Origin of the sequence: Pseudomonas matsuisoli (assembly GCF_014647635.1) — a bacterium.
GTDB lineage: Bacteria > Pseudomonadota > Gammaproteobacteria > Pseudomonadales > Pseudomonadaceae > Pseudomonas_P > Pseudomonas_P matsuisoli.
Genome location: NZ_BMPO01000013.1, coordinates 1 through 13,364 on the forward strand (window position 1 = coordinate 1; position 13,364 = coordinate 13,364).

The 13,364-nt window shown below is 57.0% G+C and carries 13 protein-coding genes; 8 read left to right on the plus strand and 5 right to left on the minus strand.

Annotated features, from left to right (window positions below; translation table 11 throughout):
* Nucleotides 1-576: 576 nt before the first annotated feature.
* On the minus strand, nucleotides 577-843 hold the full coding sequence (locus IEY47_RS19930) for a DUF2790 domain-containing protein (protein WP_188985998.1): 267 nt from the start codon (nucleotides 841-843) through the stop codon (nucleotides 577-579).
* A gap of 838 nt (nucleotides 844-1,681) precedes the next feature.
* The gene (locus IEY47_RS19935; RefSeq protein ID WP_188985999.1) at nucleotides 1,682-2,122 is read right to left on the minus strand and encodes a Z-ring associated ZapG family protein; all 441 of its coding nucleotides are present in this window, start codon (nucleotides 2,120-2,122) and stop codon (nucleotides 1,682-1,684) included.
* A gap of 229 nt (nucleotides 2,123-2,351) precedes the next feature.
* Here IEY47_RS19935 and IEY47_RS19940 point away from each other — a divergent pair, with 229 nt between their 5' ends.
* The 4 genes from IEY47_RS19940 (at nucleotide 2,352) to nfi (ending at nucleotide 6,324) form a co-directional block, all read left to right on the plus strand.
* Entirely contained in the window at nucleotides 2,352-2,978 is a 627-nt protein-coding gene (locus IEY47_RS19940; protein WP_188986000.1) for an alpha/beta hydrolase, read from the plus strand.
* An 18-nt stretch (nucleotides 2,979-2,996) separates the two neighbouring features.
* On the plus strand, nucleotides 2,997-4,337 hold the full coding sequence (locus tag IEY47_RS19945; RefSeq protein ID WP_188986001.1) for a tryptophan--tRNA ligase: 1,341 nt from the start codon (nucleotides 2,997-2,999) through the stop codon (nucleotides 4,335-4,337).
* 134 nt (nucleotides 4,338-4,471) lie between these two features.
* Complete coding sequence (gene zapE, locus IEY47_RS19950; protein ID WP_188986002.1) at nucleotides 4,472-5,569, plus strand: cell division protein ZapE; 1,098 nt, start codon at nucleotides 4,472-4,474, stop codon at nucleotides 5,567-5,569.
* Nucleotides 5,570-5,619: 50 nt separating this feature from the next.
* Complete coding sequence (gene nfi / locus IEY47_RS19955) at nucleotides 5,620-6,324, plus strand: deoxyribonuclease V (RefSeq protein ID WP_188986003.1); 705 nt, start codon at nucleotides 5,620-5,622, stop codon at nucleotides 6,322-6,324.
* Here nfi and IEY47_RS19960 read toward each other — a convergent pair whose 3' ends face one another.
* Nucleotides 6,325-7,362, minus strand: a complete 1,038-nt coding sequence (locus IEY47_RS19960) for an NADP(H)-dependent aldo-keto reductase (protein ID WP_188986004.1) — start codon at nucleotides 7,360-7,362, stop codon at nucleotides 6,325-6,327.
* Between the two features lie 274 nt (nucleotides 7,363-7,636).
* On the opposite strand from IEY47_RS19960, the gene rplM reads away from it, so the two are divergent.
* The 4 genes from rplM to IEY47_RS19980 all read left to right on the plus strand — a co-directional run bounded on the left by rplM (nucleotide 7,637) and on the right by IEY47_RS19980 (nucleotide 9,724).
* A complete protein-coding gene (rplM, locus tag IEY47_RS19965) occupies nucleotides 7,637-8,065 on the plus strand; it encodes a 50S ribosomal protein L13 (protein WP_090447657.1) in 429 nt (142 codons plus the stop codon).
* A gap of 14 nt (nucleotides 8,066-8,079) precedes the next feature.
* Nucleotides 8,080-8,472, plus strand: coding sequence for a 30S ribosomal protein S9 (rpsI, locus tag IEY47_RS19970; RefSeq protein WP_188986006.1), 393 nt, complete (start codon nucleotides 8,080-8,082; stop codon nucleotides 8,470-8,472).
* Between the two features lie 184 nt (nucleotides 8,473-8,656).
* Complete coding sequence (locus IEY47_RS19975; protein WP_188986008.1) at nucleotides 8,657-9,274, plus strand: glutathione S-transferase N-terminal domain-containing protein; 618 nt, start codon at nucleotides 8,657-8,659, stop codon at nucleotides 9,272-9,274.
* 18 nt (nucleotides 9,275-9,292) lie between these two features.
* Nucleotides 9,293-9,724, plus strand: coding sequence for a ClpXP protease specificity-enhancing factor (locus tag IEY47_RS19980; protein ID WP_188986010.1), 432 nt, complete (start codon nucleotides 9,293-9,295; stop codon nucleotides 9,722-9,724).
* A 138-nt stretch (nucleotides 9,725-9,862) separates the two neighbouring features.
* Here the strand turns inward: IEY47_RS19980 and mksF are convergent, their stop codons facing one another.
* Together mksF and mksE are read right to left on the minus strand one after the other, a co-directional pair.
* Entirely contained in the window at nucleotides 9,863-12,694 is a 2,832-nt protein-coding gene (gene mksF / locus IEY47_RS19985) for an Mks condensin complex protein MksF (RefSeq protein ID WP_188986012.1), read from the minus strand.
* The gene (mksE, locus tag IEY47_RS19990; protein ID WP_188986014.1) at nucleotides 12,691-13,347 is read right to left on the minus strand and encodes an Mks condensin complex protein MksE; all 657 of its coding nucleotides are present in this window, start codon (nucleotides 13,345-13,347) and stop codon (nucleotides 12,691-12,693) included. Before mksE ends, mksF begins: the two co-directional genes overlap by 4 nt.
* Between the last annotated feature and the right edge of the window lie 17 nt (nucleotides 13,348-13,364).

A 13,364-nucleotide genomic window follows, 5' to 3' on the forward strand; every position in this document is an offset into this window, starting at 1 on the left:
GCTGTGAGGCGTTGAGCTAACCCATACTAATTGCCCGTGAGGCTTGACCATATAACACCCAAACAATCTGCCTTGTGCAGTGGGTGCTCGAACGGTCGAAGCCGATGTAAGCCGAAAGCTTGGCAGGACTTGTAAAAGACACCTAAGCCACATCACATACCCATTCGGGGAAGCGACTCAACACCGATTCCCCAACCCAATTGCTTGACGATCATAGAGCGTCGGAATCATCGTCAAGCACCTATACCTAAAACCCCCAGCCTCGAAAGAGACTGGGGGTTTTCTTTTGCGGGCGGAAAATAGCGGCATGAGAAGGGCACGAGAGCGCGTGGTTACCGCTACGGCGGCCTACGCGCTTGTGCTGGAAGCTGTTGATCCGAACGTGCTTACGCTTTACGGCGTACTGGATGCGTTGAGGGATGCCACAAACGGCGGATTTGAGCCGGCTTCCGTTGAGGCTAGGGTTTTGAGGATTTTGTGCGCCTCACAGGCAGGCGTAGGTATCGCCGCTATCGGGCTTGCGAAGTAGAGATGGTAGAAACGGCGCCTACTGCAAGCGCCGTCTCTGTAATGACGTCAGCTAACGCTGCTGCGACCGCCCCATTCCATGAATTGAATCTTGTGCAAGGCGCCAGACGTATCGCGATAGACGACTTCGGTGGGCGCCACGCCGATCTTGTCAGAATTGTCTGTGCGGTAGAGTACTTGCTCAACATCAAGCTTCATGCCGTATTGATATTTCACGGCTGGAAGGCCCTGGCCGACTTTATCGGCCGGACCTTCCGCGAAGGCAAAAGGAGCAAGGCTGGCTATGAACGCAGATACTGCTTTCGATATTTTCACGCAGACATTCCTTCTTCTTAACTGGAGGTTGGCTAGGCCATTTTCTAACGAAGGGCCTGCCGCTACGTCTTTATAAAAGCGCCTGGAAGGGCCTACTGAACAATTGAAATAATTGTTAGTAAGTATTACCTAAACACATGCTGCGACTTTTGTGAAGCGCTGAAGCTGTTCTCGGATCTCCCGACATGGGCATTGCATGCGTAACCAAGTGCGGGTGATTAGGTTGGCGCCCGTAAGCATTGGATCGAAAGGGCTTACCGCGCACTGCCTCGTACCCTTCGAGGTGCAGCGATACGTGTCTGCTCTTGATTACGCGGATCCGCCTTATTCGCCATAGACTTACGTGTCCGAATTGCTTATTTGCGCTAGCGGACGATTCACTACCCGCTTCCCATATGCGTATTGGCTGCGCTTATGCTCATCGCCTGTTGTGCACTTAGCATGTCAGCCTTGGAAGGGATTGCATTGCTGCATTTCAGGAGGCATCGATACGCTACCGCCCTGCTGCGTCCTAGCGCTTATCTAGACCGGCTGCTGCTGAAACGGAGAGGACTCGCCCATGTGATCAACGGAATAGACACGTGTAGGCGCCATCGATTTGGTTAAGAGTGTGTTTGTTTAGGCCGAAGCTAGAACGACGGAGATATTAGGACCGGTACACAGGGCTGCGAACGGCCGCTGCGGCCATGGTTGGGTCGCTGCTTACGAACATAATACGGCGGTACGTCTCACCTCTATCTCAAAATGCACCGCTGTCCATCCTTGTGTGAAAACGTACCCAACAAAAAGGCCGCCAACGCCGATGCGCTGGCGGCCTTTTTGTGCTGCGATAACGATATCAGTGTTTTATGGTGCCAAAATCGTCGCTAAGCGCGCCTGTAACGTCGTCTCCCTTAGGAGCGTAGTCTTTTGGTGCTTCCGTACCTGTCGGTGCTCTTAGCCGCTCTTTCGAGTTGGAATAGCGGTCATCTTCGTGAAGCGAGGCTAATAAACGCTGCCTTGTCATTTCGTCCAGCGCTAAGCGATTCGCCCCTTCGGACAAATGTTCCTGAACATCCTGGTAGCTCTTAGTTAATTTGCGGACCAGGTTTGCCGTCGTGTTGAAGTGGGTAACCACTTCGCTTTGATAGGCTTCGAACCTTTCCTGCATTTCGTCCAGCTGACGCTGAGTACGCGAGGGCGCCGCGCCGGGTACAGCGCGTGCGATAACGAAACCGATGCCGATACCGGCAAGTAGTGTGAGCACTGGCAATAACCAGGCCATGAGCGACTGTTCCACGAGTCCTTCCTCTATAGGGAGCTTTGCATTACGTTAACGGCTCAAGCCTGCGCTGTATACCGAGACGTTCGACCCGATCCGAGCAGCATAAATTCAGGCGCTCTTTTCAAGTCTTGGGCGGGTGCGTTGTGCAGCCGGGCCGCATTATCCAATAGGTGGGCACGGTTGTCCGCTGGTGCGTCCGCGGAGCACAAACATTCCTCACCTCGCAATGGAGTTCTATCCAGTCATGCGTGAAACACCTGTCACACTCGAGGGGCCAGTTGGCGCGCTCGAGGCGCTTTTGCTCGAAGTACCAGATGCCAAGGGGATCGCCTTGGTTTGCCACCCAAATCCTGTCCAAGGCGGAACGATGCTGAACAAGGTCGTATCAACCTTGCAGCGCACAGCGCGTGATGCTGGCTACACGACCTTGCGCTTCAACTACCGTGGAACCGGAGCAAGCGAGGGCGCACACGATATGGGGCTAGGAGAGGTGGACGACGCCGAATCGGCAACGAACTGGCTTCGGGCACGCTATCCGGATCTGCCACTTGTCATTCTGGGATTCTCATTTGGCGGGTTTGTCGCGGCAGCGCTGGCAGGGCGTCTGGAGGCACGAGACGAAACGGTAGCCAAGCTCTTCATGGTCGCGCCTGCTGTCATGCGGTTGCCAAAGGGCATGGAACTATCGACTCAGTCATCGATGACGATCATTCAGCCGGACGCGGACGAGGTCATTGCGCCGGAAGAGGTCTATGCCTGGAGTCAGGGGTACGCCGAGCGTCCACATGAATTGCTGAAAGTGGCAGAATGCGGCCACTTTTTTCACGGCAAGCTGACCGATCTGCGCGATCTGGTTCAGCCACGCCTCTGACGAGACAGACCGTTACCCATGACCACTCGCGTTCTTACTGGCATTACGACAACCGGCACGCCGCACCTGGGCAACTATGCTGGCGCTATTCGACCCGCCATCATCGCGAGTCGCGACCCAGGAACGGATTCGTTCTATTTCCTCGCGGACTATCACGCGCTCATCAAATGCGATGACCCTGCCCGTATTCAACGCTCCCGAATGGAACTGGCTGCGACCTGGCTTGCATGTGGTCTGGATCCGGACAAGACAACGTTCTATCGTCAATCCGACATTCCCGAGATCACCGAACTTACGTGGCTGCTGACATGCGTCGCCGGCAAGGGCTTGCTCAATCGCGCGCATGCGTACAAAGCCTCCGTGGACAAGAATGTCGAGCAGGGCGAAGATCCCGATGCTGGCGTCACCATGGGGTTGTTCAGCTACCCAATCCTGATGGCCGCCGACATCCTGATGTTCAATGCGCACCGTATTCCGGTAGGGCGGGATCAAATTCAACACGTCGAGATGGCGCGTGACATCGCGCAGCGATTCAACCATCTCTTCGGTAAAGGCGAGGAATTGTTCGTTCTACCCGAAGCGATCGTTGAGGAAGACGTGGCAACGCTCCCCGGGCTCGATGGCCGAAAAATGTCGAAGAGCTATGACAACACCATTCCGTTGTTCGGCTCTGCGAAGCAATTGAAGGACGTGATTGCCCGTATCGTGACGGACTCTCACTTGCCAGGCGAGCCCAAGGATCCGGACAACTCGCATCTATTTACCCTGTATCAAGCGTTTGCTTCCGCGCAGCAACTAGCCGAATTCCGGGAGCAGTTATTAGGTGGGCTCGCGTGGGGTGAAGCGAAACAGCGGCTGTTCGAATTGCTGGATGCCGAGCTCGGCGAGGCGCGCGAGCGTTATCAGCAGCTTATGGAGCGACCTGCGGATCTGGAAGATATCTTGCTTGCCGGAGCCACCAAAGCACGTCAGACGGCGACGCCGTTCCTGGAGCGCTTACGTGAGTCGGTGGGTCTGCGCTCATTCCGGGCTCAAACCGTCACACAAGAAACCCGGAAGAAAAAAGCGGAAAAGACCCTGCGCTTCGTCAGCTTCCGCGACGAGGAGGGCAAGTTCCGCTTCCGGCTGCTGGACGTGAACGGAGAGCAATTGGTGCTCTCCGTTCCCTTCGATGACGGCAAATCTGCTGGCCTCGCAAGCAAAGGGCTGCAAGGTGGTGCGGAGGTCTCTGTTCGTGTCGAGGAGACGTCTGCGGTCGTGCTTGCGGATGACTGTGTCGTCGCACGTAGCGAGCCACTCGCGAGCGCGGTTGACGCTGAAGCCTTCGCGCAACGCATCCGGCAAAGCTTGGCCAGCTGAGGGTAACCTGCGCTTGCCAGGCGCCTAGTTTCTACGCGAAGAGGCGGAGCCGTAGCAAGCCAGGGTTGCCCTGGCTTGCGAGTCATAGACCTCGCGGCTACAGTGTTTGCCCCGTTTAGCCATCTGAATCCGCTATGACTCCCCTAGAGCGCTACCAGGCCGACCTGAAACGCCCCGATTTCTTTCATGACGCGGCGCAGGAAAATGCCGTACGTCATTTGCAGCGTTTGTACGACGATTTGATCGCAGCGGGCGAGCCTAGCAAGCCAGGGTTGTTTGGGAAGTTGCTTGGAAAGAAACCACAAGGCCCCGTAAAGGGACTGTATTTCTGGGGCGGCGTCGGTCGCGGCAAGACTTACCTGGTTGACACCTTCTTCGATGCACTTCCGTTCGAGCAGAAGATGCGCACGCACTTCCATCGCTTCATGAAGCGCGTGCATGAAGAGATGCGGACCCTGAAGGGCGAAAAGAACCCGCTGACCGTCATCGCACGGCGCTTTGCCGATGAAGCGCGAGTGATCTGTTTCGACGAGTTTTTCGTCTCGGATATTACCGACGCGATGATCCTGGCAACGTTGCTCGACGAACTGTTCAAGAACGGGGTCAGCCTTGTCGCGACGTCCAACATCGTACCGGATGGCCTGTACAAGGATGGTCTACAGAGGGCGCGTTTCCTGCCCGCCATTGCGTTGCTCAAGGAACACACGGAAATCGTAAACGTCGACAGCGGCGTCGACTACCGCTTGCGTGCATTGGAGCAGGCCGAGTTGTTCCACTATCCCTTGAGCGAAGAAGTCGAAGCCCAGTTGCTCAAGAGTTTCAAAAGCCTGCTTCCCGAGGGTAGCAAGGTGGAGGAGGGCGTTTCGCTAACGGTCGAAAATCGCGCGCTGACGGCTCGCAAAGTTAGCGGCGACGTCGCGTGGTTCGAGTTTCGGGAGCTGTGCGACGGCCCTCGTAGCCAAAACGACTACATCGAGCTCGGCAAGATCTTCCATGCGGTGATCCTTGCCAATGTCGAGCAAATGGGTGTGGCATCGGACGATATTGCCCGCCGCTTCATCAACCTTGTCGACGAGTTCTACGATCGTAACGTGAAGCTCATCATCTCGGCGGAAGTCGAGCTGAAAGACCTTTATACGGGCGGGCGTCTTAGTTTCGAGTTTCAGCGCACACTCAGCCGCCTGCTGGAAATGCAGTCCCACGAATTTCTTTCTCGGCCACACCGTCCGTAGACGACGAACCTGCGCGGGCAATGAACCCTCCAACCTATTTTGGAGGGTCTATGAGCGACAGCGTACCTTTTCAGGATTGGGATGGCAGTACTGCCGGCGCCCGCGCGCTGCAAACGGAACTGGCCCGTCAAGTATGCTTGGAAGACGATTTCCCTGAGCTACGGATCATCGCGGGCGCGGATGTAGGTTTCGAAGAGGGGGGAACGATAACTCGCGCGTCCATCGTGTTGCTTGATGCGCAAACCCTGCAGCCCATTGCCGAAAGCCTCGCTCGCATCCCAACATCGATGCCGTATATCCCAGGTTTGTTATCGTTTCGCGAGCTGCCTGCCTTGTTCGAGGCGTTGAAAAGGTTGCCCCAGCGTCCAGATCTCGTATTCGTGGACGGTCAGGGTATCGCGCATCCGCGTCGGCTTGGCATCGCGGCGCATTTTGGCGTGGCGACCGGGTTGCCTGCGATCGGTGTGGCGAAGAAGATTCTTACGGGCAAGCATTCACCATTGCCCGACACCCGGGGTTCGAGTGTTCCATTGCATGATCGCGGCGAGGTCATCGGGCACGTGGTGCGCAGCAAAGAGCGCGTGCGCCCTTTGATCGTTTCGCCTGGGCATCGAGTGAGCCTTGCAACCTCCGTTGAGCTTGTATTGCGCTACGTCACCAAATATCGACTGCCCGAACCTACTCGCCTTGCGGACCGTCTGGCATCACGACGCGATCGCCAGCGGCCCGGTGATCAGCAGCAATCATTGCTCTAGCTAAGGGGCGGGATTCGGCTGACGTTTATGAAGCGCTTCGATCTTCTCGAGCAGCTCGTTACTCAGCGTCAGCTCGACGCTGGCGAGGTTGCTTTCCAACTGTTGCAGTGATGTTGCGCCAATGATGTTGCTGGTAACGAACGGGCGGGAGGTGACGAACGCGAGTGCCATTTGCGCCGGGTCCAGACCATGCTCGCGTGCGAGCGCGACATAGCGGGATGTGGCAGCAATGCTTTCAGGATTGTTGTAGCGCTGAAAACGCTCGAAAAGCGTGAGCCGCGCGTTGTTGGGCTTTGCACCATCTTCGTATTTGCCGGTTAGCATGCCGAAAGCGAGCGGCGAGTAAGCCAGTAGTCCGGCCTGCTCGCGAATGGCGATTTCCGCCAGTCCCACCTCGAAGGTGCGATTGAGTAGGCTGTAGGGGTTCTGGATCGAAGCGACGCGGGGCAATCCGCGCGATTCGGCCAGGCCCAGAAATTGGGTCAGCCCCCACGGCGTCTCGTTCGACAAGCCTATATGGCGGATCTTTCCCGCTTTGACCTGCTCTTCCAGTGCTTCGAGTGTCTCCGCAAACGAGGTAAAGCTCTCCTCATTGTGTTGATACCCGAGCTTGCCGAAAAAGTTGGTGCGACGTTCCGGCCAATGCAACTGATAGAGGTCGATCCAGTCGGTCTGTAGTCGCTGGAGGCTGGCATCCAGCGCCGCGACGATATGCGTGCGGTTGAATTTCAGCTGGGCATCCCTAATGTGACTGATGCCGTTACCGGGGCCGGCAACCTTGCTGGCGAGAATCCAGTCGGCGCGGTCGCCGCGTGCCTTGAAATAGTGGCCAATGATGGCTTCGGTACGCGCGTAGGTTTCAGGGCGCGGCGGAACAGGGTACATCTCGGCGGTATCGATAAAGTTAATGCCGGCTCGCTTGGCCCGCTCGATCTGCTCGAATGCCTCCTGCTGTGTGTTCTGCTCGCCCCAGGTCATCGTACCCAGGCAAAGTGCGCTGACGTTCAGGTCCGTACGACCTAGCTGCCGGTACTCCATCGATACAATCCTCGCTTAGTTGAAAGGCGACCATCAAATCAGGTTGCTATTTTCTGTGCAATCTGGATAATTCCGCAGCTTTCCTGGCGGGGATGCCTAGCCTGCCGGGAAGCAGAGGTAGGGGATGCCTAGCCTGCCAACTACGCCGTAATAGGACGCGATGACCCGAGCCCCCGATAGCGTCTGGATTCGGCTGCCCTGAGCTTGCCAGGGCGTGCACTATTCAGTAAGATTCGCCGTCTTATTTTCAGGGCGGCCCCTGAGGCTATAAAGAATGAAGACTTTTACTGCTAAACCGGAAACCGTTAAGCGCGATTGGTTCGTCGTCGACGCTGCGGGTCAGACTCTGGGTCGTCTGGCCACCGAAATCGCTAGCCGCCTGCGTGGCAAGCACAAGCCTGAGTACACGCCTCACGTCGATACTGGCGATTACATCGTCGTTATCAACGCTGAGCAAGTTCGTGTCACTGGTGCCAAGACCACTGACAAGATGTACTACTCTCACTCCGGTTTTCCGGGTGGCATCAAGTCGATCAACTTCGAAAAGTTGATCGCCAAGGCGCCTGAGCGTGTGATCGAGACCGCGGTCAAGGGCATGCTGCCCAAGAACCCGCTGGGTCGCGACATGTACCGCAAGCTGAAGGTGTACAAGGGTGCCGCTCACCCGCACACCGCTCAGCAGCCCCAAGAACTGAAGATTTGACGGAATAGTTCATTATGTCGGCGACTCAAAATTACGGCACTGGCCGTCGCAAGACCGCAACCGCACGCGTTTTTCTGCGTCCGGGTACTGGCAAGATCTCTATCAACAACCGCAGCCTCGAGCAGTTCTTCGGTCGTGAAACCGCTCGCATGGTTGTTCGTCAGCCGCTCGAGCTGACCGAAAACGTCGAGAAATTTGACGTCTACGTTACCGTCCTTGGCGGTGGTGTAAGCGGTCAAGCAGGTGCTATCCGTCACGGTATCACCCGCGCTCTGATCGAGTACGACGAAACCCTGCGCAGCCCGCTGCGTAAAGCCGGTTACGTTACGCGTGATGCTCGTGAAGTCGAGCGTAAGAAGGTCGGCCTGCGTAAAGCACGTAAGCGTCCTCAGTACTCCAAGCGTTAATCGCCTGGTTACGAGAAAACGCCCAGATCCCCAGGGAGCTGGGCGTTTTTTTATGCATTTTTTTTTACGGTGCAGGCTCGCTTTTGAAGAGGCCTCCCGTATGTATCCGCGTCTTGCATGGGCCCGCCCGTTATCTGTTGGCGGTAAGTGAGGACGCGTTGCACGTCGAACAAGGAGGGATGTCTTGGCTGCAGTGAACCGGCTGACCTGTTTTTCAGATCCTGCTGACCATTATTCGCACCGTGTGCGCTTCGTGCTTGCAGAGAAAGCGGTCGAAGTAGATGTCGTCGATGTGCCGCTGGGCCAATGCCCCTCGCGACTGGCAGAGCTGAATCCCTATGGCAGCGTTCCAACGCTGGTCGATCGCGATCTCTGCCTTTACGAGACCACTGTCATTCTCGAGTACCTCGAAGAACGCTATCCGCACCCTCCGCTGTTGCCTGCCTATCCAGTGGCGCGCGCGAATTCCCGTCTGCTGATGCATCGCATAGGGCGCGATTGGTGCGTATTGGTCGACCGAATACTCGATACGCGACAGAATGCGAATTTGCGTGCACAGGCGCGCAAAGAGCTGAGAGAAAGCCTGACGGGAGTATCGGCGCTGTTCGCCGAAAAGCCGTTCTTCCTCAGCGACGACATGAGCCTTGTGGATTGCTGTCTGATACCGATTCTATGGCGCTTGCCGATCCTCGAGATCGAGCTGCCGCGCCCCGCGAAGCCGTTGCTCGATTACATGGATCGCGCATTCGCGCGGGACAGTTTCATTGCAAGTTTGTCGCAAGTTGAGCGCGACATGCGCTGATCAAAGAGGAGTGTATACATGACCTCGAGTCGTCCCTATTTAATTCGTGCGCTGTATGAGTGGATCGTGGATAACGAATGCACGCCGCATTTGTTGGTTGGTGTGGAATATCCGAATGTCCAGGTGCCGGACGGGTATGCAAGTGAGGGGCAGATCGTTCTCAACGTATCGCCGAGCGCGGTACGCCATCTGAATCTAGGAAACGACGCGGTTAGCTTCGAAGGCCGTTTCGGTGGCGTTGCACACAACTTGTTCATTCCAGCGGCAGCGGTCATGGCGATTTACGCGCGGGAGAACGGCCAGGGCATGGTGTTCGAGACGGAAGCACCCACCGTCGCCGAGGATGCCGCACCGGTGGCGCCCGAGGTGGACCGTGGGCCGAAAGACGAGGGCCCTGATGACGAGCCACCGCGTCCCAGCGGCCGGCCGAGCCTCAAAGTAGTGAAATAAGTCCGACTTTCAACTGTACCCTGCATGACTTAAAACGCCCGATGCAATCCATGCATCGGGCGTTTTTGTATTGCCGATAAAGCGCGCCTTTCAGCGACGCCACGCTGGGATGAAAGCCGGAGTTCAGCCGACTTTCGCTCAGGTGGAGAGATCCGCTTCCCGTTCTTCCGCTGCCGCAGCGCGAGACACGCGGGATTTGATGTACTTCCAGTCGGCCTCGTCGATATAGATTCCGGACGGACCGCTGCCGCCTTCCAAATCGATTGCAACGTGCGCAGACACCTGGGGTTTTACCGATGCAAGGATAGGTACGAATCCAAGTTGCAGGCTTGTCTCGATGAGTGCTTGCTGGTTTCGTTCGTCGATATCGGCAGCTTCATCGAGGTAGTAGGGGAGACGTATGCGGCCTGCCTGCTCGCGGTCCATCAAGTGCAGCAGCAGATACATATTCGTAAGCGCCTTAATGGTCATGGTCGTCCCATTCGACGCTGCGCCATCGATGTCGGTGTGGATGACGGGCTGCCCATGCACCTTGGTAATCTCGAACGCCAGCTCGAAAAGGTCCTTCAAGCCCAACTGGTTTTGATTGGCCGCCACTAGACGAGCGAGATACTCCTTCGCCTCTTCGTTCTTTGCATCCTGCTCTGCCGTATGAGAAAGATCGAAGACAGACAGCGTCTCACCTTCCTCATATTGCCCGGCGCTATGGATGATCTGGTCGATGTGGCGCAAGGCGTCCTTATTCGGGGCCAGCACGATTCTGAAGCTCTGCAGGTTGGAAACTTGCCGCTTATTGATCTCCCGGTTGAACAGCGCCAGTTGATGTTCGAGATTGTCGTAATCGCTTCGGATATTGCGCAGCGTGCGTGCGATATCGGTTACCGCTGCGCGGCGTGCTTTCGCGAGCGTTAGGGCCTCATCCTGCCGGTGGGCATAGGCATTGACCAACAGTTGAAGACGACGCTCTGGATCATCTTCGCTATCGAACTTTGCGACACCTTTAAGGCGGATCTGGGCATAAAGCGCTTCTATCTGCCCATCGATCCGCTGAAGTGCGGACCAACTGTCCTGATAGTCGTTGAGCAGTGGGAGCAGGTTATCCAGCGAATCATCGACGGGTTCCATGTAGGGCGTGCCGAATGGAAGATCGGCCGGCAGCAGCTGGCGACGGCGTAGCGCGTCATCCAGCGTGCGCTCTTTGGCCTCGAGATCGGCTACCTGTCGACCAATTAATTGCAGCTTTGCCGACAGTTGTTGAACACGCTCGCTGAAGGCGTCACTGGATCGCTGCAATTCTTCCTGGCGCGCTTCGGATTCGGCCAGTGACTCCAGTTTGCTGGGCTCTTCGGCCATCAGCGTTTGGCATTTACGGAATTCCTCAACGGCTTTTTGCGCATCGAGGACCGCCTGGTAAAGCGATTCAGCCTGCGCTTTGCTGGCCGCTTTATCCGCGGCAATGGCCTGCTGCGTCTTGAGCTGCTTGAGCTCTCGCTCAAGACGATCCTTCTGGTCGCGAAGTGCTGCGCGATCAGCGAGCGCCTGCAGCGCGGGCGGGTCGATGTTCGACAGATCGATGGACAGTCCCGGTGCCTCAAACTGTTCGCCTTTGAAGCCATCGAGTATCGCCTCGATAGACTTGACCCATGCGCCCTCGCCATCGAGCACGATGCCTTTCTCACCCAGCGGCAAGCTGAACAGCTGCCCATTGAACAACCGCATGAGCCGGTCGACATCCTGCTGGGAAAACTCCTCGCGCAAACGGGAATAGCTGTTGTTGTCCGCATGGTCGAGCTGTTGCTTGACGGTGCGCAACCGTGTTTCCAAATCGCGAACACGCTCGCCCAGGTCATCGGCCGAGAACTGTCGCGCCTGAGCCAATGCGCCAGCGAGTTCGTCGTGAGCATCTTTTGCCGCCAGAAGTTGCTGCTCTAAAACCTTGACGTCATCGACCAGAGCGAACCGGTTCTTCAGAACTGAAAGCTCACCAAGCCAACGCTGCAAATCACTGATTTGGCGCTCGAGGCGCATCAGTTCCTGCGTGCTGTCCCGCTGGCCTTGCTGCAGACCATCCTGCTCCTGCTGGAAGTGTTCTGCCTGCGCCACGAGCTCCGCTTTGCGATCACCGGAATAGTCCTGCCAGGTACCCAGAAGTGAGTCGAGTAACGGCGAAAGACGATGGAGTTTGCCTCGGAGAATGTCTCGCTGACTCACACCGGATGACAGGGCCTCGACAAGCGGGCCGGCGGAGACCAGCGCGCGGTAGTCGCCCTCCATGCGCCGCACATCCCGGAATGCCTCTTCGGTCGCGGCAATGTAATCGACGCTACCGGAGCGAAGGCTGTGTTCGAAGGCGTCCAGAAACAGCTGTTTGAGCTTGGCCGCGGTGATCTCACGCATGTGCAGCAAGTTGATGAACAGTGCGCGGAACGTCTTCAGGCTTTGCTCGCTGGTGGAACGGAGGGGAATCAGCGTCAAATCGAGCGGAATCGATGTATGCCCGCCCACCAGCAAACGGCGCAGTTCGTCGGGCTTGAGTTCGTATGCATTGATTCCGTCGGTCGCCAGCGCTTTGAACAATTCCCGCTGGCGAAGGCAGGTGCCGTTCTGCTGATAGTGTTCGAGCTTCAGCTCGCCGGCATAGGCGAAGAATTGGTGCCCGAAGCCGCCCCCAGGGCCGCGCCCAGCCACCCCGATGACGTGCGGCCCGTGAGGCAGCGCGATTTCCACCAGGATGTAGCTGGTGTCGGTTGCGAAATAGAATTTGCGTGATTGTTCCAGGCTGTACTTGCCAAAGCTCATGTCCGACATGCGCGCAAGGATTGGAAACTGCAGCGCATTGATCGACGCGGACTTGCCGAGGTTGTTCGCGCCGTATACCGACAGCGGGTTTTCCAGCGGAAACAGGCCAAGGCTGTATCCAGCGGTGTTCAGTAGTGCAAAGCGGCGGATGCCATAGCGTTCCTGGGTCATGCGTCAAACTCCTGTTCTTCGGCTATGGCGCGAGCCAACGCGTCTTCCTCGGATTCCTCTGCACTTTGCTCGTCGAGCAGCACCGGCGCAGGGAGCGGAAGATCCTTGCTGTGCAGTGTCGCCGCGAGGTCGCGGTCCTGTTGGACGGAAAGGCAGACGTCGAGGAATCGATGCATCGGTGGAAGAAAGCGGTAGATACCATTGCTGTCTTCGGCGAACCCGAGCTGTGTCAGGCGCCGAATGATCTTTTCCTCGAGTTCTTCGAGGGTCGTTACCTCTGCCTGCACGAACAGGTCACGGTACTTTTCCAGCAGCGCGGGAAGCTCATCGCGCCCGACGGTTCCGCCATCAAGTACGGCGAGCGGATCACGCCCTTGATCTGCCAGGCTCTCCACGAGAATGAACGTGAACAGCGCAAGGCGTTGCGCGGTCTTGTTGACACCGACACTGACTTGCTCGGGTACGAAGTAATAAAAGCCGCGCGGGTCGCAAACCAGTTCATAACCGAGCGCCTTGAACAGCGCGCGGTATTGGTCCTGCATCGTGGATAGCTGCGCGTAGCATTCCGGCTCGCTACGCGAGAGGTGGTAGCCCTTGAACAGTTCGCGGAAGATCGGCGCCAACTGCGTCATTTCTTTCAAATCGATATTCATCGTGGCACTCACTGAGG